This is a genomic window from Aquitalea denitrificans, assembly GCF_009856625.1.
GTDB classification, from domain to species: domain Bacteria; phylum Pseudomonadota; class Gammaproteobacteria; order Burkholderiales; family Chromobacteriaceae; genus Aquitalea; species Aquitalea denitrificans.
Window position 1 is genome coordinate 1578528 of sequence record NZ_CP047241.1, and the last position, 20958, is coordinate 1599485.

Genomic DNA, 20958 nt, shown 5'->3' on the forward strand with positions numbered 1-20958 from the left:
GTCAGTTTCCTCTGTGCATCAGCGACAGGAATTCCCGGCGCAGATTGGCGTCGCGCAGGAAAGAACCGCGCATCACGCTATTGGTCATTTTCGAATTGTTGTCCTTCACGCCGCGCCAGTGCATGCAGAAATGATCTGCCTCCATGACGATGGCCAGGCCATCCGGTTGTAGCTTGTCCATCAGCAGGTCAGCAATCTGCATCACCGCTTCTTCCTGGATTTGCGGACGGGTCATGATCCAGTCGATCAGGCGCGCGTATTTGGACAGGCCAATCAGGTTGGAATGCTCATTCGGCATTACCCCGACCCAAACCCGGCCCATGATGGGACACAGATGGTGGGAGCAGGCACTGCGTACCGTGATGGGGCCGACGATCATCAATTCGTTCAGCTGTTCGATATTCGGGAATTCGGTATTGGGCGGGCTGGCAACATAACGGCCACGAAACACCTCGCGCACGAACATTTTGGCAACGCGCCGTGCCGTGTCCTGCGTGTTGTGGTCGTTAACCGTGTCGATGACCAGGCTTTCCAGCACCCCTTGCATCTTGGCTGCCACTTCCTGTTGCAGCAAGTCCAGCTCATCGCCCTCGATGAAATCGGCAATATTGTCATTGGCGTGAAAGCGCACGCCGGCATTCTGCAGACGGTAGCGTATGCGGGAGGAAACGCTATCCGTCGTCATGGCGTTGTTATCCGTTTTGCTCATGGTGGCTTTGGCCTTTATCTTCGATGGACTGGCGTAGTCCCGGTACAGACTGTTGCCCGTGGACGTCTTTCTGCCAGCCGCTGTTTATCCGTGATGTGTGTGGCAAGCGGCGCTGGTGCGCTGCCGCTGAAATTCCTGTTCTGCATGGTAATGCGCCACAGAGGCAGGGGAAAGGAAAACCGGAATCAGCCTTGCTAGATGGTGACGTTGGCCGGGGCTTTCAAGGCTGCCGCCCGGTTTTCTGCTGCCGGTAAAGGCAGGGCTGGCCAGATGCTTCCAGCACATCCAGGCAGGGCTGGCGCTTGCTCTTGATTTTTAGGGCAGTGCAGGCGTAAGGAAAGCGGGCATCATGGCTGATATGGTAGTGGCGGCAGTCCAGGCATTGCCGGAGGGGTTGGGGGGCTTTTCCGGTAGCGGGCATGATGTGGCCGGACAGAGTGGAAACTGCAGCGATTGTGCCTGTTGCCGTGCCTAATGTGAATAATTGTTTTAAATGCTGATGTCGGCTGTCATTTTTGGTATAAAGCTGAATTGCATCTTGCAAATCAGGCCCTGTCCGTTTGCAAGGCGGGCTTCCCGGCTGCTCAAGCCGGTATTGATACCCATCATGACTATCGACCCCGTACTGGTTCTGGCCCCGATCTTCCTGACCACCGAATTGCTGAGTCTGGCGCTGTGCATGGCGCTGGCTTCGCTGCGGCGCAGCGGCCTGCCCGGCGTGCGGCAGTGGTTGCTAGCCAATCTTGCCGTCGTGGTTTATCTGCCCTTGCTGGGTTTGCGCGGGATAGTGCCCGACAGTATTTCCATTGTGGCCGCCAATGGCATCCTGGCTTTGTCTGTAGCCCTGTACTATGCCGGCTGTGCCCATTTTCTTGGCCAGCCACCACGCTGGAACTGGCTGCTGGGTGGTGCGCTGCTGCAGGTGCTGGCGGTAAGCTACTGGCGCTACGGGGACAACAGCCTGCCCATGCGGGTGATGGCCATTTCCGCTTACAGTGCCGTGGTGTGTACCGCTACCGCCTGGCTGATGCTGAAACATTATCGTGGTCGGCGCAGCAGCGTGCATTATCGCTTGCTTACCGGGCTGGCCTGTATCTTTGCCTTGTCACAACTGGCGCGCAGCATCTACTTCTACACACTGCACCCGGCACCTACCAGCATCATGCTGGCCAGCGGCTGGAATATCGTGCTGCTGTGCCTGGGCGCTGCCATCATGCCTGCCCTGTCGATGTCTTCCGTACTGATGCTGCACGAGTCCTTGCAAACGGAGGCCGAGAATGCTGCCAATCGTGATTTCATGACCGGCGCACTGTCACGCAAACACCTTTTCACCATCGGTCAGCAGCAGATACTGCACGCGGCGGCATCACATCAGCCATTGACGCTGCTGTTGATCGATCTGGATCACTTCAAAACCATCAACGACACATTTGGCCATGCCGCTGGCGATGAAGTACTACGGGCTTTCGCTGACATGGTGAATGGGCATCTGCGTGGGCAGGACACCTTGGGCCGGCTGGGCGGAGAAGAATTTGCCATTCTGTTACCCGATGCCACCGTGGAGGCTGGATGGCAGGTGGCCGAGCGGCTGAGACTACATGCCCAGCAGCATCTGGTCAGCAGCAGTTTTGGCGATTGCCGCTACAGCATCAGCATTGGCGTGGCGGACTGGCATGGTGGCGAAAGTTTTGATCAGCTATGCCGTCGTGCCGACCAGGCTTTGTATGAGGCAAAGAACAATGGTCGCAATCGGGTCCATGTCAGCCCTGTTGGTGTAGTGCCGGCGGCAGTGGCGGGTTGAGCGATGTCGGAGTGTAAAGTCAGTGTGGGCTGGCATCGCAGTGGAAGCGACACCGTGTTCCGGAAAAATTGTTTTCCCGGCAAAACCATTGAAAGATCTTGCTGTCGCTAGGATTCTTGCCAGAACACAGCCAAGCCACAGGTCGTAGCATCGTATTGACAAAAGAAAAGCCGCAGAATGCGGCTTTTCTTTTGAGTGGTAAATTTTATTGTCGGGTAAACTCCGCATCCAGGCCACCACCTTGCAGCCCGGGCAGTTGAATCTGATAGACGTTGCCATTGACAACGGCCTGGCCGATACGGTGATGCCCACTGCTCACCGCGGTTAGTCCATTTTGCCCCGCCATGGTAACGCGGATTTGTTGTTGGGCAACTTTGGGGTTTTGCATTGGCCAGTGCTGACCTGCATCGATGATTTCGTTCATTTTCTGCCTTTCTGTGCAGCGAGTAATAAACGTTAAATATCCAGGTCTGCAACAAACTGAATGGCCTTGTCTCCCAGTTTGTCGATAACAGCTTGTCTGACTTTGGTGTAAATGTCGCCATCCAACGTCATGGTATTGGTGGATTTGTATAAAGACATTTTGGATGTGGAGTAGGTAAACCAGAGAAAACCGGTGGTTGATTCGGTAGTGTTGAAGTAGAAGGATGCGTTTTTCATGACCACCGAACCATTTGACAAGCCGCAAGGAGCAATCTGGAAATTACCAGCGGTAACGCTGCTGCTGGAGCTATTCCATAATACCAGGCCATGGCTGCCGCTATCGAGTGCACCCAAGGCATCAATCGTCGCCTGTGAGACAGCGGCCTCATCTTCCGATGCAATCGCTTTCAATATTTCAATCACTGCTTTGTTCATTTCAAATGAATCACCAGCGGCATTGTATTTGTCAAAATTAAAGGCCTGGATTACCCAACCTAGTGGTTCCAGCACACTTTGATAATATTTATACCAATCCTGGGTTTGTACCTCCCGGTCATATTTCTTGTTGGCTGCCAGCTGGGCAAGTAATGTGGAATTCAATACGTCCGATTTGTTCTGGCTGTCCAGGCCTGCCACAAATGAAACCAGACTGCCATCTACGACATAACCTCCTTTGCTATCGTCGGGTGGTGGGGTGGTGGTGTTTGCCAATAGATTGGACTGTAAGGTCAAATTGCTGGCGGGTAGTTGTAGATTATTAATGAAGTTGAGGCGGTCTGAAATGGCAAGCATGACTATTCCCTTCGTGCATGGTGAGAAGACTTTTTGCCGGTATTTATCTTGCGGCTTGTTCAGGCTAGGTTTGTCTGATGTCGGGAACAACATGCTTTTTACTTAGTAAACTTACCTATGCTGAATATTTTGCATGAAATAACCTGAGCTGGCATTAAGCAGGGTTTTGGTTTTGGGGATATGTGCAGGGGAGATCGGGTGAGAAGATATTTTGAGTAATACTAATAATTAATGTTGGCTTGATATTGCTTTATTAATTTCACATTGAAAATAAAAGCGGGACAGTCCGGGCTAAGGGCGGGGAAGCATGGCCACACGGCCAGTGTACGCGTAGCAAATCATCTGTCGCATCCTGGACGATTTTGGGCAAAACACATCAGCAGATTTGTTTCTGCCTGTGTTTTTAGGGAGCTGCAATAGCGGGGAAGCGGCAAAAAAAATGGGCACGCCCTCTCGGGGTGCCCAATGCTGGTGCAAATCAAATCTACAAGTGTAAAGTTATTAACTTCAATAACTTAGCGCCCCTACAGCAGCTGTAGGGACGCAGAGTTAGTGAAAACTCCCTGCCTTGCCAAACAAGGATTTTTTCATGTTTGTGTGCTTACAACGAAGCCCTACTGACGCAGAGTTCCTGAAAAAATCTGAGTTTTCTGTGACGTTGTTGAAAATCTTTTTGTTGGGACCACGCCGGGTACGTCTGTGTGTGTTGCTCCGAATATAGTTGCTGGAACCTCTCTTCCTTCAGCCGCTCATCCATCTTTGTAATACAGCGGACCTCTCAGGTCGAAGATCCTGCCATGCCGAACGTGGCTATGAAAGCATAGGATGTTCTGCCCCCTTAGGCCTTACCAATCAAAAGTAGAGAGAAGTCCGTCTCTGAAGGAGAATGACGGACATGAAGAAGAGCAGATTCACCGAAGAACAGATCATCGGTTTTCTCAAGCAGGCCGAACTGGGCATGGCCATCGGTCTGCCGCCAGGGCGGTTTCTCGGAAGCCACCTTCTACAAGTGGCATAGCCGATACGGCGGCATGAATGTCGCTGAACTCCAGTGTGCGCGCGACCTGCAGGCCGAGAGCGCCCGCCTCAAGAAGTTGCTGGCCGAGGCCCATCTCGATATCGACGCCCTTAAGGTAGCCTCCGGGGTAAAGCGTGAGCCCCGCAGGCCAAACGGTAGGTCATCAGCGTCATTCTGAGCAATGGATTGGTACTATCCGAACGTCGCGCCTGCCGGCTTGTGGGGCTCTCCCGAGATTCCTGACGTCACCCGCCGCAGCCGGATGCGCTGACGCATCTGCTGACGGCTCGCATCGTCGAGATCGCGCAGACGCGTCGCCGATTTGGCTACCGACGAGTACCTGAACGAGCATATTTTCGATACGTTGGCAGAGGCACGGCAGATCATTGCGGCCTGGCGGGACGACTACAACCAGGTGCGTCCGCATGGTTCGATTGGCCAGATTCCCCCAGTGGTGTTTGCAGCACGTTCTCGTCAGCAGCGAGCTGGCGAACCATCAAGCAGTACCATGACTATGCAAACTTATGACTTCTTACTTTAGTGCTGGTATGGCTAACGGGGGCAGATCAAGGATGCTCACTCGGAGCTTAAGTATGCCGTAAAAATTGCCTTGCAATATCCAAATCGGGTATCTTTACGTAATATTGGCAAGAGGAGATAGTGGGATGGATGCAAGTCCGATCCGGATGAGCAGGCTCATCAAAATTGGGATGTATCTCTTGTCGTTGTGGTTGCTGCTTGTCCTAATCTTCGTAAACAAGATTGACATTGATCTATGCTTCGACTGCAAGTTTGCCTCGTTGGCAGAATTGTGGAGCATTGTAAAAAAGAACTATTTGCCTTCGATATGCGTTTTGGTACTGGTCATATCGATAGGCTTCTACGCTGTTTTCGCACGAGTTATTCAGGGTGCTAAGGATGGCCCTTTCAAAGTTAGTGAAATCGAAGATAAGAGCGCGGATCATCTAGTTTTCCTAGCTACATACGTGATCCCGCTGTTGAGCTTTAATCTAGATACAACACGCCAAGTTATAAGTCTTTTAATTACACTGACATTGATTGGTGTAATATATATTCGCACAAATTTATTCTATGCAAACCCTACTTTGTCATTGCTTGGATTCAAAATTTGCACAGTAAAATTTGAGCAATTAGGTCCAGGAATACCGAGTGGTACTGTCGTGCTGATTGCACGGGAAGATATCTATGAAGGTGCCAGTGTCAATATACTTCGACTCGACAAGAATATTTTCTTCGCACGGAAAGCGATTTCTATAAAACTATGAAGACTATCGAGGAACTTAAGGCTAGCCTAGCAGCAATTTTGCACTCAGAAGGAATCAATCTCAAATTATATTTGGGTACCGGCGGCAGTGAGGAGCGAATATACAGATTGGCTGATTTTGATGATGGAGCTACAGAGTTGGTCTGCCGAAATTTTGTACAGAGTGTGGACGTATTTCTAGACAACGATAATTTGGCAACCCTACCTTTGACACAGATGGATCACCGAGCCGAAACGCTTTTTATGTATGATCTTGAAGAACGGCCCGCTGAATTTGCTAAGCTAGCAGCTATTTCCCTTGAAAATAATCTAGAAACATTCAATTTTGTTGAGCACGGTTTATCTACCGTAACTAGTATCGCAATCAAAATTTCATCAGCACACAACACCGTTGTATTTTTCAAAAAATTTTACCCGATTTCACTCGTTAAACGTGATCAAATCTTGCTGATTGTGAAGGATGATACGCGCTTCTCAATCCTAGATCGGGATATTCTCAAAGTAACAGGTGGATTCGACGTGGTTTTAGTTGATGGGCAATTTTACATCAATGACTTTGGTAAGTTTGAGAAATCATTTGCGTTTGAGCAGATTGCAAAAAATGCAATGCAAGATGTGACAAATAAGATCATGGCTCTTGGTTTAGTAAATGATACCAAAGGCTACTTGGCTGAGTGTCAGGCATCAAGAAAAGATATTTTGCGGGCAGGGAAAAGTAGAGTATTAGAGATAGATGTAGGGACGATTATTTCTTTTGTCCAAGCAAGGCAGAGCCAGATTGGCATCAAGGTTGCTGATGGGAAATTGCTGCTTTCGTCGAAGGCTAGTATCAAACAATTGTATAAACTCCTAAATGACGATTATTTGACCTCCCAACTCACACACGTTGAATATGAAACACTGGCCAAAAATGAACTGGTGGCAGTGCCAGAGTGACAGTTTATTTAGAGCCGAAAATGGCTGTATTTTGATATGGAGACAGCCGAAATTTTTTACTCGTGAGCGATTGCTTGGGCAGGCTAATTCATGATTAATGAACAGTTATTGGTCTAAGTGATCATTTATTTTATAATCCTAAGCCATTTTAAAGTCACACGTTTTTCATTTTTCTTTAATTTTTGACCAAGAAAGAGTCAATTGCACTTGAAAGGTAGTCTAATCATTTGCTCTTTTTCGTCTGGCTCGATAGTCGGAGTTGTTTACACCTTGAACCCAACTCCCTTGAGCAGGGTCGTGGAGTATAAAATCAGGGCTAATGCCTAACGGCGATATACAAATATGAAGCTGATCACCTTTTCGGCCGATAGAGCTTATTTCACCAACAACAGATCGTTCAGCCATATTAGCCACTGTATGAATGCCATGTGCGGTCTGATTTAGGGATGTCCATAGATTAAAGTGAAATTCAATATGAATGTCTGTCTTGTAAATATTGGCCTGCACTAAAGGAAAATTTTTCTTAATTTCAAGCCGGTGACGGAAGTAAATAAGTGATCCGACAGCTAGATAGTTTTCAAGGATGTCTTTGTCACCCAGCATCTCTGTTATATCTAGAACTGAAGAGCTATCAATGAAGCGTCCCAGTAAGTCCGAGATATAAATGCCCATCAACTGTGCTTCACTCGAGTCAAATAAGTAGTTTTTTATAGGTTTGCCTAAGCACTCTTTCCATATGGAATCCGGATTGATATTTCCATTGCTATCAATGAAGTTGTTTTTTTTAAGTTCATTTATGTGCTCGTTGCTAAGATTTGAACCAAGGCTAGGTGATCTTGCAGTTTTATCTCGTAAATTATCGACATGAATCCAGTACCATCTTGTACTGCGATGGTGTGGATTTAGTAATCTCTCTTCATATGATTTTCGTATTTTTTTTGAACTAGATATCCATTTTTTCTTGGCTGTGCGGATGGCATCAGGAGTAAGCTTTAGTGAAAGTCCACCGATTCGGTGTGCTTCATCGTGATGTTCTAGGCATAGTATGACCAAATTATCTTCATCATGTGTCCCCCCATTGCCCCATGCTTTTATGTGGTGAACAACGATAGGCCTTCCTGGCTTATGGCAAACGCAGCATGTTCTCCAGCTGTCATCCAGTACTTTGCGTAGTACGGCAACTGGAATCGCTGGTCGATTAGAGTCTCTAATGGCACTTATATGATTAGCCGAAAGGCCTAGAGCTATCAATTCAGCGTCAGTCTTTTGGAGCAATGAAGAAATAGTCTCTTTCTTGGCGACAAGATTCTGAGCAATAACATTTGAAATGTTACGTGATAGCAATGCATCTAGAGTAGTAGTCATTCAAATGCCCTTTGCGATATAAACTGAAATTAGTAGTATATATTATTATGTAGATAAAAAAATAAATTAGTCAATGTCTAGGACTGCTGAAGTGTAATAAGCACTTCAGGGTGATGGTCTTTATAAGCCGTAGGGATAGTTTTACTCGTGAGTGAGTGTAACGTCCAACCAAGAAAGGTGAACCAGCTGAGCGTAGTATTCTTCTCAAGAGCAAAGGGGAGATTGCGGTGTTGCTAACTTGCGTTCATGAGCTAGTACATAGTGGATATTTGCGCGATTTTTTCACACTGCAGCTGAGAGAGTGCAATCGCATTGTAGCATCATCTGCGGTGAATCAGTTTGCGGAATTTATCTACAAAACTGCCTATATAGGCTGTAGGTAAGGCAATCTATTCGGCATGGAAGATGAATTTTGCTAGAGATAGGTGGTTTTTATTTAATTTCCATTGATTTCTTATTTTGAGGGTGTGTTTTATGCTGAAGTTGCCTATCTTAGATGAGTTAAAAACTGAGTCTGATGTAGAACAGAAACTTATTTTTCCGCTTTTGACTACAGATCACCCTTACGGGTTGGGTATTCCGAGTACTCATGTACTTACTAAGCTTTCAATTAGAAAATTGAAAATTGGTAAAGGGCAAGAAGAAAAGCTTTATTTTCCTGATTATATTTTGATGAGCGAAGGTTATCCTGTTGCAATTGTAGAAGCAAAGATTCCTGGAGAATCTCTCGACATTGCATTTAGAGAGGCCAGGCTCTATGCTTATGAGATTAATGCCAAGTTTGACGAAGGTATAAACCCAGTTCAATTTATTTTGGCCTGTAATGGTGAGGCAATCATGTTTGGACCAGCCGATGTCGATGTCGGTAGAGTTGTATCTCTTGATGATTTAAACGTTAGTTGTCAAGGATTTGCTGATCTCCAAGCATTTTGTAATTTTGGTGTTTTACAACGACATAGTAGTGCACTTGCCAAAAAACAAAAGCCTGATCGATTTTGGAAGCCCAAGAAATTTCTTGGTGGAAGTACTGTTCAGGCAGAAGAAGTTGGTAGAAATACTTTTGGCTTGGCACTTTCAGCTGAATTTGGTCACATTTTTGCACCCGAAACGACAGAGGATAGGTCGGTAATCGCTAAAGAAGCATATGTCGATTCTAAAATGTCAAGTCGAGCAATTCTTCCCATTGATCGTATTATTCGAGCGGCTAAGCCCCCTAGCGAAACTAATTCACAATTGATAAAGGATAGGGCAAATCCTACCGAGCTATTTTCTAAGCTAAGAGCAGGCTCTAGTTTGGAGCAGAAAATACTTTTACTTATTGGAAGCGTCGGGTCTGGGAAGTCAACTTTTGTTGATTATCTTATTTATAAAGCATTGCCGGCTGACATTATAACAAGCACACTTTGGTGTCGGCTGGATATGAATTCTGCGCCTGTGTCGAGTGAAGATATATATAAATGGCTTAGGCAGCGTATTTCAGAGAAATGCATTGAGAAATATCCAGATGAAGATTTTGATGATTTGGATATTCTAAAAAAGGTTTATGGGGTAGAGTTCAATAGATTTGAGAAAATACAGGGGAGACTTCTTCGTGAGTCAGGTGATACTATTGAGTATAATAGGGAGTTGGTGAGGCAGATAAATGAATGGGAGGGGAGTGATGAAGTCCGATCCAAGGCAATATCTAGGTATTGTTGTGGTGAGCGCGGGAAATTGTTGATTATTGTTTTAGATAATTGTGATAAAAGATCGCGTGATGAACAATTGCTTATGTTTCAGGCTGCGCAGTGGATTCAGCGAGAGTATCGGGCACTTATTATTCTTCCATTGCGTGAAGAAACATATGAAGTATATCAAGATCAACCACCACTAGATACAGCACTCAAAGATTTGATTTTCAGAATTGAGGCACCATTATTTCAGCATGTTCTGGTGAAGCGTGTTCAGCTGGCTTTGTCCAGAATGAATGGTGGTAAAACGCAGTCGGCTCATTATGACTTGCCTAATGGGTTTCGTGTTGAGTGCCCAAGAACAGATCAGGCATTTTATCTAGCATCTATTATTCGCTCATTGTTTGAACATGATAAATTTATTCGTAGAATGATTGCTGGCCTTTCTGGTAGAAATATTAGAAAGGCACTAGAGATTTTTATTGATTTCTGCAATAGTGCTCATTTGGGTGAGGATGAGATCTTCAAAATACGACAACATGAGGGTAAGTACACATTACCGCTATATTTGGTTACGCGTATTTTGTTGCGTGGGAATCTTAGGTTTTACGATGGCCAGGATTCTGTTGTAAAGAATTTTTTTGATATTTTCCATAAAGACAATGAACCTTTTTACTTTAGCCGATTAATGATATTAAATTGGCTGAATATAAGGTTTTCTTACAAGGGTACTAATGGGGTTCGTGGATATTTTCCTGTAAGCTTGTTGAAGGCTGATCTAATTGGTCTTGGTGTTCCTGATTATGTTCTGGATCGTGAATTGGATTTTCTACTTAAGGCGCATTGCATAACATCAGAGAGTCTTAATGTTGGGGAGTTGGAAAGCTCAGATTTGATACGTATTAGCTCTGCAGGTGTTGTACATTTGGATCTATTAGGTAGTATTGACTATTTGGCAACTATCGCGGAGGATACTTGGTTTGATGATCAGAATATCGCAAGAAAAATTTCAGAACGTATTGTTAAGATTGAAAAGCACTTTCATATACACACTCAATTAGATAATGCAAGGGATGTTGTCTGCTATCTAAATGAGAAGCTTTTCAGACTTGAAAAATCAATTGGTTCTTTTATTGCTATTGATTCATCGATAACTAGTTTGTGGTCGCTCGATAAAGCAAAAAAAGCCATCGATAGTGTTGAGTCAGCGGTTAGAGTTGATGAGTGGTTCGATTTAGATAAGCGTTATCAGTCAGGATCAATTTTCTCTGGTCGCATTGTAAATCGCACCCCAAAGCATGGATTGTTCATTGAACTAGAGCCAGGAATAGTCGCATTGTTGCATAAATCAAAACTGTTGCCAGACTATATGCAAAATGACGACTTTATGCAAAATGAAATAATAGAGTGTAAAATTATTAGGATTGACACTATTAATCGAAAGATATCACTCGATTTAGTTGTAAATAACTAAATAAAAAGCCCATCGTTGTGATGGGCTTTTATACAAATATCATGCGATTTACGGGTTAGATCATAAAGCAACTCACTTTGAAAGGTTTCTTGTAGATCAACGTGTCAATCGAAATATTTCCTGACATAGGTGAAAGAACGACCAGAAATGTGTCGTTGCTGCCAGGTAGAAAACACTGTAAACCTAGCTTACTTAGGTTTGGCTGTCAATACTGTAGTTACTTTCTTGGGAGGGCATGAAATCTGTTTCGTATGATGTGTCTCCACGTTACCTTGCGCAGGGTCATAGGTCTACTGAGGAGAAGGATAGTAGTTTACGGTGTGTTGCTAGTTGTTTGTGCAACACTGGTGTCACCAATCAGGAGTAGAAGAGCATGACTGTTCAGCTGAAAGACATTGTCCTAAAGCGTGTATCGCTACTTATCTGGGATGGGAAGGAAATCAGCATTTGGTATGCGGCCTATTGTGATGGACGAACGTTCTGTCCCCCGGTGATATTTTTTGACGAGATGCCTGAGACGCTTCAGAACCTTTTTAGCAATTGGCTCAAAGTCCGGAAGCTCTCGGTGACGATGCCGCCAAGGCTACCAAGGCCGGGGCGTGCCTACTTTCTGGACGATGTTCAATCGGCCATTGATGGGGCAGAACTAGGGAGCGATTAACCTCGCCACTCTCCCCCCAGAGGTTTCATCTGCTCCTCTAGGTTATAGAACACCCTCTGTGCGATTGAAAGCATGAGCTTCGGCAAAGGCGGCCAAGACGTCAGAGCAGCGGAAGAGATAGCACCCCACGTTATCGATCGTAGGCCCGCAAATGGGTCTAATACCTTGATGTAGTAGAGCTTTGGCGGCGGAGTGTTCGGAGAGACCCAGTAACGCACCAAGCTTTTTGCCCCATACGTAGCTCGAATCAATGCGCTCCAGCTCTTCGGCAAAGATCCCCATCAGCATCTTCTTCTCGTAGCCATACTGTTGCGGGCTCGCTTGCACTAGCTCCTTGCTGATCAATTGGTACAGCAGGTTGAGGTCCATTTTGAGGTGCTTAGCTGCCTCGGGTACCGTGAAGAAGCCACGCGACAATCGATACTGCTGGTGCCAATCCCGGAATTGCTCCCGCGAGACAAGCAGGGCACGGATGCCAGTCTCGGCCGGCGTTCGACTCTCCACCTGCAGATCACCGTCTATCAATGCCCGGATAACCGCCAGGAAAGCTTCTCTGCCTTGCATCCAGCGTTTGGTGATCTCCCATACTGAGATCAGACTGGTGCTTTCTGGTGTGATGCTCAAATTGCTATGGTTTAAGCGCTCTAAAAAAGCGTTCACGTCGCTGTGTTTGAACAACCAGGGCGCTCGATCTGAAGGCCTTGGAGCGGCCTCTAGCAGGTGATTTTCTGCAAGTAAGCGGATACGATTCGGGGTGATTCGCAAGAGCGATTCAACATCTTTCATCGTCAGTAGGTCATGTTCATTTTGAGCAAAGAGTTCGACCGAAGCCCTCTCGACCATCCAACTGGTTTTCCCTTGGGCGCTGACTACTTTGCATCCCTTGATCTCGCCCTGTTCGACCAATTTGTGTAATGCCCTAACGGGCAGCTTCAGGCGCTGGGCAGCCTCTGCGCCGCTCATGATAGGGTGCCCCTTGCGTAGCTCATCCTTCAGAATGAGCTTGTCCTGCCAGCGCGTATGCACATGCTGTTCAAATTCATGTCGTAGGAACTGTAGTTCGGGATGTACCAGTAGCCGGCTTAAGGCTTGGTGTATTTCTTGCAGATATATCCGCAGCGAGGCGGTTTGGCCAGCTGTCGGCTTGGTGTACTCTTCCAGCAATCGATGAAAATTGTTCGGCCAGCCCTCCAGTATATGCATCGCCATTGCGATAAATGGTTGGATGACAGCTATCTGTCCGTGGTTCGCAATCTTTTGTGGCTTGACTCCTGGCCGATGCAAGGCATAGGCCCCGAACACCCATAGCAGGTCACATAGTTGTGCCAGATGAAGCGGCGCAAGCAAAGGATGTGGGTGGTATTCCGCGTGATGCTCACGCTTACCTCGAAGTACCACCCGCTGGAAGGCCCGTGAAAGGTGAGCGGCAATGGATAGTTGCCTTGTATTCGCCGGTACCGGTAGTGCTTGCCGAAGGTCCGCACCACATGGGCAGCAGTATAGTGATCCGTGCAGATAGGAAACATGATGTCTACATGCTGGGCAGGCCTCATGCAATAGCCGCTGATGAGTCGGGCAGGCGACCTGTAACGATAAAAGCCATTCAGATTTCCAATATCCATTCTCCTCAAGGCATTGGGGGCACCAGCGTCTGTGCCCATGGTTCCAGTAGGTGATTTTAAGCCCCAGACGCCAGTCACTACTTTGACCAAGTGCTGCGGGTGCAGGCCCATTGAGTAAGGAGAGGAGGTCGGCTGCATGTCCGGTGAGTAATGTCAGGTTCCCAATCGCTGGGTGCAGTGGGTTCCCGTATTTGGCGACCATCGGACGTAGCCATTTCAAATCGAGGAATCCATTCGCTTCCCCCAGACGAAGGCAGTAACCCAGGAAACTTTCCAGTCTGATAGGCTTCGGCCGTGCAACCAGCAGAGTAGGCGTGCGAGTCATACTGAACTCCAGTAAAACAGGGACCTCCCGAAGGAGATCCCCTTCGGTTAAGCGGCCAGGCTGCCCTGCTTAGGGTCGATCTTGCGCGAGAAGCGCGTGGGCTCGAACGGTTCTCCGGCCTGATTCAAGCGCCGGAACTGGAACTCTGGATGAAAAGGATTCAGGTCGCGGTCCCCATCGCTCCAGACATAACGGACGAAGGACTGCTCGAGCACTTCGTCATCCAGCTCGGTCACACCTGAGGAAATAAGGATTTCCATCGCTCCCAGGATGATCTTGGCCATGTAGCCAAGCAGGCCATTACTGGCGTAGTGCATGCGTCGCACCCGTTCCCATTCAGCTAGGCCCCATAGCGTTCTACCGTGATTAATCTGCGTATCCCAGGCATGCAAGATATCCCGAAATAGCGCTTTGTCCGCATTACTCCCAAAGCCAATCGGTGACAGACCGACCCTGGCGGCGAACCTCCGCCGCAACTGCTCATTGGAGCGCAAAATCAACTCGCACTGTGGCAGCCCAGACAGCACCGTTGGGATGGCAATCGTGTCAATCAGAGTTTTGAGCCATTCGGTGACCTCCTCGAATGTCTTATGGCCAGAGTCGACAAAATGGTGGAACTCATCGAGCACCAACATTTCGGTTTTGCAGCCCCGCATGAGCCGCACTACCTGATTGGTTTTTTCTGCAGAACTTCCACGCATCTGTAGACCTGCCCCCTGCGCGATCAGGATCGACTCAGCCAGTCCGCGCACTGTTGGACTCGCCGGTACTCGCACATACACAATTGGAAGCAAAGCACCTTCGTCGGTTTGCATCGGCGGATGGCGACTTGCAAAGGTGTGCAGCGCCGAGGTCTTGCCGGTTCCCGACGCTCCGACCAATAGCAGATGACGGGCTGACGCACCCTCACGCCACAAGCTGTGAAAGTGACTTAATCGGTCTAGTGCCGTACTGAACTGCGGGTGCAGAATCTGAATGTGTTCAGCCTTACGCAGATCGGTCACTGTGTAGGGGGTGCTATTCATGATGAACCTCCACTTCTCCGCTTGTGGACACAACCTGTAGCGTTGATGGCTGGCTGGAAGCGTCTATCGGCAGTTGCCATTCCTGCTCAACCTCAATGGACGGTTTTGACCTGTTTTGCATCTGAGCCTTGGATGAGTTACTCCCCGCCATACGCGCCGCTTTTTTCCGATCAGCAAGCTTATGGCTGCGCATGAGCCTACCCACAATGTCTTGCATATGGGCCTTGGCTTTGGCCAATGCGAGATGGTCGGTCGCTTTCAGACCTTCTGAGCGAAGTGCTTTTTGAATCAGTATGTGCTGATACAGATGCAATCCAGCGGCGTACTCTGGAGTAAGGCAAGGAGTCGTGATGGGTTCTTTGGTCATTGGGTGCAATACGTTGATAGACCCAAGGTCATCGGGGTCGTAGCGCACCTGGACCTTCAACCGATCACCCATCTGTTTGCGCAAAAGGTGGAGTTCTTCGCCGTTGTAGCGAAGACCATGAAGCTCAATGCCTGCATGGCCGAGAACACGATCCTTCTGTTGCGAAAGCACAAGGCTTAAGCGTTCAGGGTCTATCGTTTTTGGGGTGACGAACTCCGCTCCCTTTTGCCAAGCGGCATACGGGGTTTGCTTCAGCCCACGGTGGTAGCTCTGTGCGTAGATATCAATAATCCATACGTGGAGTGCATGGACCAACTCAGACATCGTGATGATCCCTTCCTTCAAGGGGTCATACCCGTAGCGATCGAACCAGTTTGCAAAGCTGGTGCCAGGCAACAAGTGAGCAAACTGTTCGGCGAGGGTTCGTAAAGAACGCTCGACCATCGGTTTAAACCATGGCGTCCGCGGCGGGCAAAACTGATAGTGAGTTCCTAATTCGAACGTCGCCCTGCGCAAATCATGGGAGTGAAACTCCAGGCCGTTATCGACCAGAATCAAGACGGGAATGCCATAGCATGGCCAGTCGTGCTGGATATCAGGGTATTGCTCGCGAACATAGGCCTTGTCTGAAATGGCATGCTTTAAGCAGCGGAATACCGCCTCGATGCTCGGGGGAGAAAAGGAGAGGTAAAACCCCAAAATCATCCTGGTATGGCAGTCAATCATCCAGGTCACATATGGACGCCCTTGTACCAGCTGGGTTTTTTCATCGATGACGAAAAGATTCAGGGGAGTATGGTCAACTTCAACACGCTCCAACAAGTACATGGTGGCCGGTGCGACTGAGCTGTTCCGGTATTTTTTCCGCGCATACTCACGTCCATAGCGAGCCAGGGCCACGTCATACTTAGGCAAGGCGCGGATGTATCTCCGAATCGTTTCATAGGCTGGCAACTTCAGTTGCTGGTCGATGGGGCGTGTCGAATTGATCTGGGAGATTTGAATGAGCAAGGCTTCATACACAGCTACGATCGGCCTACGTTGAAGAGTCAGGTATACCTTACGTACGGTCGTTTCGAGCAGTTCGAGTCGTTCGTCTCCAAGTCGCTGTCCCCGACCTCCTCGGTGGTGAAACCGAGGAATCAGTACGCGAATGTCCCCCTGTGCGCTTATTAACAGCTTGTGCCAGCGGTAAAGCGTAGTACTGGATGGTGGGTGTTCATCCCCCAGCCGCATTGCGACTTTTTGGATCAATGCTTTTAGCTTTGTCTTGGTGTAGCTTCTGTTGGGCTGCGCCTCTAAAGCATCCACATACGCTCGCCGCAGTAGCGCCTGCTCTTGTGCAATAGCCGAATATGTCTCAAAGGGACGATCGGGCAAGGTCACTCTGTTGACATCAGTCCGAGCGGGGAAAGCCGTTTGAATTGCCATTTCCAAAGGCCCTTTCGGGCCTCCCTGTAGATTGTTGACAATGGACATGATCAAGCCCTCCGTGTAAGCGTGTGGGCTGACATCGGCTTAAACAAATCAAGTGCAACAATGCCTTGGTAGACGGCAGCCAGCACAATGCGTTGGTCGCCCACTGCCGTAGTTAGCTCACCCAAAGGAATCGGCCCATCACCCAGGCACTTGAGAATCGTTTCTATCGTGTTGACGGGAAGCTGCCGGTTTTTCTGACTTTCGACCAGAGACATATTTTGTCGAAGCACTGGAGCACGTAGGGTTTCTTCCGTTAGTACGGCAAAGAGAGCGCCGACAGCCTCAAAAATGGTCCTGATCACTTCAAATCGACGTTTGTTGTCCGACAAGCCGGCCTCCTTTTTCCACTTCACTTCGATGACTGCTCTACGTCCGTCGCGGAGATACAACAGAAAGTCAGGGGTGTATCGCCGTACTTCGTTGTCGAGCTCGTAGCTGAGCGTGAATGGCTCAGGCACGATCATGACGACCTCTGGAGCTAGGTCGAGCAACCTCAGTGCATCGGCAGCCAGGCCTGATTCGGCCGGAATCGGGCCGTCAAATCCCTTCCGTGATGGGAACCAGCTACGATATGAGTTGCCTTGTATGTGAAATGCATCACGTACCGGGTGGGTGGAATTCAGAAGCTGGTGGATATCAGCGAGCAGAGTTTCGTCTTTAATAGTGGTCATGGTTCGCTCCTACTTGGTTTTGGAGGGCGCATGTTTCCATCTCGATTAGCTGAGACTTTGAAAAAAATGCGCACGGGGGCTTGACCAGGTAGGACGAGTTGACGATACTCAATTTGTCATCATTGATGTATGTGTACTTACCTACACTGGCCGAAGCGGGGCATTTCGAGAGGAATGTCCTGTTTTGCTATCTAGTTCTCGTTCTCCTTTCTGTTGTTCATATGGCTCTTCTGCGAGCCTCTCTCTTGAGTACGACGCCTCTACACTGGCAAGTTTCTTGCTGTCGTAACTCCTGCTGAACTACTTAACTAAGAGTTCAACGCGCTAGCCATGATCTTTTAGCTTAGCTCAGCGCGCTAAGAATACCTGTATATGCTACTTGCCCAGAATTCCATTTGGCAAATTTGGCCATTTTTTAGATAAATCCAAATTTCTTATGCATTTTGAGAGATAACGGCAGTTAGAGAACGGGTTTAAATTTGTTTAGTTGAATTAGTACTCCACTAAACTACAGCCAAGCTTAGTACCCAAAATATGCATTTTTCATCGTATATATTTGATGGTTTCCACCCATAGTTGGAAATGTTGCATTTTTGGCACATTGAAGTGATAAAAATAAATATTTTTTAGAGCGATTCAGAAGAATAAATGACTAGGGACTTAGTGAGGTCTAGTGAAAAGCCGCAATATGTAAGAGGGGGAAAACAGGCAAAAAAATTTGGGCCACCCCTCTTGGGGCGCCCAATTCTGGTGCAAATTTCCAAGTATAAAGTTATTAACTTCAATAACTTAGAGTCCATACAGCAGCTGTGGCTCAGTCGGCTGGTTTGAAATTCAGGCAGACGGAGTTGATGCAGTAACGCTCGCCGGTGGGTTCCGGGCCATCCGGGAATACATGGCCCAGGTGGGCATCGCAGTTTGTGCAACGCACCTCTACGCGCAGCATGCCGTGTGATGTATCGCGCAGGCGGGTAATGCGCTCGCCGGCCGCTTCGGCCCAGAAGCTGGGCCAGCCGCAGCCTGCATCAAACTTGGTATCGGAGTGGAACAACAGGCTACCGCAGCAGATGCAGTAATAGTCACCGCGCTCGGTGCGCAGGTAATGTTCGCCGCTGAACGGGCGTTCGGTGCCGCCCTGGCGGGCGACACGGTATTGTTCCGGGCTGAGCCGGGTACGCCAGTCGGCATCGCTGATGGATTTCGGGTCGTTCATGGCCATTCCTTGAGGTGGGGCTGTGGCTGTTGGTCGTGGCTGCTGGCTTGATCTGACGCGTGGCAGGCTTACAGTTCGTCCAGGCTGCTGTCCAGATGGGTCTCGTCGGCCCATTTTTCAATTTCCCAGCAGCCATCCCGATAGCTGACCCAGTTGAGTGCTGCATTGGGGATGGGAAAGTTGCGTGCGCCGTTCAGTCCCTGACCACTGGCGGTGCGGTGCACCATCTCCAGCACGCCGCCATGGCTGACCACCAGAATCTGCTCCCCCGGATGTTGCTCCGCTAGTTGCTGCATGCAGTGCATGATGCGCTGACTGAAGGCGTGCAGGCTTTCGCCGCCTTGCAGGTCAAAATGCAGGTCTCGCTCCTGGTGCAGCCGGTAAATGTGCGGGATATGCTCGCGTGCTTCGTCGAAGGTGCGCCCCTGGAAGGCCCCATAATGCCGTTCTTTTAGCGCGGGGTGGGTTTGCAGCGGCAGGCCCAACTGGCGGCTGATGGCGCTGGCGGTCTGGCGGGCGCGGGTGAGCTCGCTGACATGCAGCGCGGCAAACTGCAGTTGCTGTCTGCCAAGTGCGGCGGCCAGCTGTTCGGCCTGCTGCAAGCCGCGCGCATTGAGCGGGATATCCAGATGGCCTTGCAGGCGGCGCTCGCGGTTCCAGTCGGTTTCACCGTGGCGGATCAGGCAGAAGCGGGTGGTGTGCATGAAGGTGTCCGGCTTGGGTTGATTACAGGATGCCGACGCCGGAGATTTCCCGCGCCAGGTTGGCGGCGTAGTTGTCCGTCATGCCGCCGACAAAATCCAGTACCTTCATATAGGCCTGGTACAGGCTGTCTTCAGTCTTGACGTGCTGTTCCAGCAGCCCCATGGCCAGGTGTTGGCGCGGGGTCAGCTGTTCTGCACCACGGGTGACCAAGGCGTGCACGGCAGGGATGAGCACGTCCAGGATGGCCGCAATGCAGGGGTAGGAGGCCAGTTCGGTAACCAGTTTGGTGCGGTGGCGGTATACCTTGTTGCTGGCCAGTTCCTTGGCCTGAATCAGTGCTTCCTGTACCTCGGCATCCGTCAGGTTGATCAGGTCCTTGGCCGGAAATTCGCCAGCAAGAAGGGCGTTGTGGTGCAGCATGAATTTTTGCGCCACTTCGGCCACGCAGCGGCCAATGGCGATGCCGCGCAAGGTGGCGCATTTCTGCTTCACGTCGTGCAGGTTCCACACTTTTTCGTATTCGGTAAAACGGGCGAACAGGCCTTCGAATTCGTGTACGTCCAGAATGCCGATTTCCACCGCATCTTCCAGGTCCAGAATGGCGTAGCAGATATCGTCGGCCGCTTCCATCAGGTAAGACAGCGGATGGCGGCTCCATTCCAGTTCGCCCTTGCGCGGTAATTGCAGCTCGGTGGCAATGCGCTCGAAATAGGCCAGCTCGGTACGGTAGATATTGAACTTGTCGCGCACCAGTGCCTTGGGTGCGTCGGATGTCCACGGATACTTGATCAGCGCACCCAGTGCCGCGGCAGTCAGGCGCATGCCGCCTTCATGGTTGTACATTTCCAGCGTGGCTAGCATGCGCAGGCCGTGGGCGTTGCCTTCGTAGGTCTGCACATCGCGCAACTGGGCGGCATCTAGCGTGGTGAGGAAATGCGCATTACGCGCATCGCGGAACCAGTCGCGCAGTGCATCTTCGCCGGTATGGCCAAACGGCGGGTTGCCGATGTCGTGTGCCAGGCAGGCTACCTGCACCACCGCACCAATATCGAAGGGACTGTAGCCGGCAGGCATGACGCCGGCGTGCTGCATCATCACGCCAACCCGGTTGCCCAGACTGCGGCCAACACTGGCCACTTCCACGCTGTGGGTGAGGCGGTTGTGGGTGTGGTCGTTCTGGGCCAGCGGATGCACCTGGGTCTTGCGGCCCAGCCGGCGGAAGGCGCTGGAAAACACTACCCGGTCATGGTCGATGTGGAAGTCGCTGCGCAGGCCGGCGCTCCCTTCATCGGTAGCCGGGGTGCGGGTGGGCTTGATTTCCCCTTGTACCACCTTGAACCGCTGGGTGGAGAGCAGGGCAGTCCATTGTTGTTGCTGGTGCTGGGTCATGGCAGGCCGTGGCAGGTTGGATGTAGCG

Annotated in this window: 18 protein-coding genes and 1 pseudogene; 7 read left to right on the top strand and 12 right to left on the bottom strand. The window is 49.5% G+C overall.

What is annotated here, in order from left to right:
• Position 1: 1 nt before the first annotated feature.
• Both folE and GSR16_RS21030 read right to left on the bottom strand, forming a co-directional pair.
• Entirely contained in the window at positions 2-709 is a 708-nt protein-coding gene (gene folE / locus GSR16_RS07215) for a GTP cyclohydrolase I (RefSeq protein ID WP_159875939.1), read from the bottom strand.
• A 220-nt stretch (positions 710-929) separates the two neighbouring features.
• Complete coding sequence (locus tag GSR16_RS21030; RefSeq protein ID WP_205677514.1) at positions 930-1253, bottom strand: hypothetical protein; 324 nt, start codon at positions 1251-1253, stop codon at positions 930-932.
• A 63-nt stretch (positions 1254-1316) separates the two neighbouring features.
• Between GSR16_RS21030 and GSR16_RS07225 the strand changes: the two genes are divergently transcribed.
• The gene (locus GSR16_RS07225; RefSeq protein WP_159875941.1) at positions 1317-2510 is read left to right on the top strand and encodes a GGDEF domain-containing protein; all 1194 of its coding nucleotides are present in this window, start codon (positions 1317-1319) and stop codon (positions 2508-2510) included.
• A 205-nt stretch (positions 2511-2715) separates the two neighbouring features.
• Here GSR16_RS07225 and GSR16_RS07230 read toward each other — a convergent pair whose 3' ends face one another.
• Together GSR16_RS07230 and GSR16_RS07235 are read right to left on the bottom strand one after the other, a co-directional pair.
• Complete coding sequence (locus tag GSR16_RS07230; protein WP_159875943.1) at positions 2716-2934, bottom strand: hypothetical protein; 219 nt, start codon at positions 2932-2934, stop codon at positions 2716-2718.
• Between the two features lie 32 nt (positions 2935-2966).
• The gene (locus GSR16_RS07235) at positions 2967-3725 is read right to left on the bottom strand and encodes a hypothetical protein (protein ID WP_159875945.1); all 759 of its coding nucleotides are present in this window, start codon (positions 3723-3725) and stop codon (positions 2967-2969) included.
• A gap of 895 nt (positions 3726-4620) precedes the next feature.
• Between GSR16_RS07235 and GSR16_RS21455 the strand changes: the two are divergent.
• The 4 genes and pseudogenes from GSR16_RS21455 to kwaB all read left to right on the top strand — a co-directional run.
• Positions 4621-5082: pseudogene (locus tag GSR16_RS21455) on the top strand (transposase); the annotation flags it as partial.
• Positions 5083-5107: 25 nt separating this feature from the next.
• Complete coding sequence (locus GSR16_RS21125; RefSeq protein WP_240902659.1) at positions 5108-5284, top strand: transposase; 177 nt, start codon at positions 5108-5110, stop codon at positions 5282-5284.
• 124 nt (positions 5285-5408) lie between these two features.
• A complete protein-coding gene (gene kwaA / locus GSR16_RS07245; protein WP_159875947.1) occupies positions 5409-6029 on the top strand; it encodes an anti-phage protein KwaA in 621 nt (206 codons plus the stop codon).
• On the top strand, positions 6026-6964 hold the full coding sequence (kwaB, locus tag GSR16_RS07250; RefSeq protein ID WP_159875949.1) for an anti-phage protein KwaB: 939 nt from the start codon (positions 6026-6028) through the stop codon (positions 6962-6964). Before kwaA ends, kwaB begins: the two co-directional genes overlap by 4 nt.
• Before the next feature lie 219 nt (positions 6965-7183).
• Here the strand turns inward: kwaB and GSR16_RS07255 are convergent, their stop codons facing one another.
• Entirely contained in the window at positions 7184-8329 is a 1146-nt protein-coding gene (locus tag GSR16_RS07255; protein WP_159875951.1) for an HNH endonuclease signature motif containing protein, read from the bottom strand.
• 474 nt (positions 8330-8803) lie between these two features.
• On the opposite strand from GSR16_RS07255, the gene GSR16_RS07260 reads away from it, so the two are divergent.
• Together GSR16_RS07260 and GSR16_RS07265 are read left to right on the top strand one after the other, a co-directional pair.
• Entirely contained in the window at positions 8804-11473 is a 2670-nt protein-coding gene (locus GSR16_RS07260; RefSeq protein ID WP_159875953.1) for a type I restriction enzyme HsdR N-terminal domain-containing protein, read from the top strand.
• A 373-nt stretch (positions 11474-11846) separates the two neighbouring features.
• Positions 11847-12134 carry a hypothetical protein gene (locus GSR16_RS07265; protein ID WP_159875955.1) on the top strand — a complete coding sequence of 96 codons (288 nt, stop codon included), beginning with the start codon at positions 11847-11849 and terminating at the stop codon, positions 12132-12134.
• Positions 12135-12176: 42 nt separating this feature from the next.
• Here the strand turns inward: GSR16_RS07265 and GSR16_RS07270 are convergent, their stop codons facing one another.
• From GSR16_RS07270 to GSR16_RS07300, 7 genes are all read right to left on the bottom strand, one after another.
• Positions 12177-14081: a TniQ family protein gene (locus GSR16_RS07270; protein WP_159875957.1), complete on the bottom strand. Its 1905-nt coding sequence runs from the start codon at positions 14079-14081 to the stop codon at positions 12177-12179.
• A 47-nt stretch (positions 14082-14128) separates the two neighbouring features.
• On the bottom strand, positions 14129-15106 hold the full coding sequence (locus tag GSR16_RS07275; RefSeq protein ID WP_159875959.1) for a TniB family NTP-binding protein: 978 nt from the start codon (positions 15104-15106) through the stop codon (positions 14129-14131).
• On the bottom strand, positions 15099-16952 hold the full coding sequence (locus tag GSR16_RS07280) for a Mu transposase C-terminal domain-containing protein (RefSeq protein WP_159875961.1): 1854 nt from the start codon (positions 16950-16952) through the stop codon (positions 15099-15101). Before GSR16_RS07280 ends, GSR16_RS07275 begins: the two co-directional genes overlap by 8 nt.
• A gap of 2 nt (positions 16953-16954) precedes the next feature.
• Entirely contained in the window at positions 16955-17623 is a 669-nt protein-coding gene (locus GSR16_RS07285; RefSeq protein ID WP_159875963.1) for a TnsA endonuclease N-terminal domain-containing protein, read from the bottom strand.
• Positions 17624-18437: 814 nt separating this feature from the next.
• Entirely contained in the window at positions 18438-18836 is a 399-nt protein-coding gene (gene msrB / locus GSR16_RS07290) for a peptide-methionine (R)-S-oxide reductase MsrB (RefSeq protein ID WP_159875965.1), read from the bottom strand.
• Positions 18837-18904: 68 nt separating this feature from the next.
• The gene (locus GSR16_RS07295) at positions 18905-19540 is read right to left on the bottom strand and encodes a histidine phosphatase family protein (protein WP_159875967.1); all 636 of its coding nucleotides are present in this window, start codon (positions 19538-19540) and stop codon (positions 18905-18907) included.
• 22 nt (positions 19541-19562) lie between these two features.
• Positions 19563-20930: a deoxyguanosinetriphosphate triphosphohydrolase gene (locus GSR16_RS07300; RefSeq protein ID WP_159875969.1), complete on the bottom strand. Its 1368-nt coding sequence runs from the start codon at positions 20928-20930 to the stop codon at positions 19563-19565.
• Between the last annotated feature and the right edge of the window lie 28 nt (positions 20931-20958).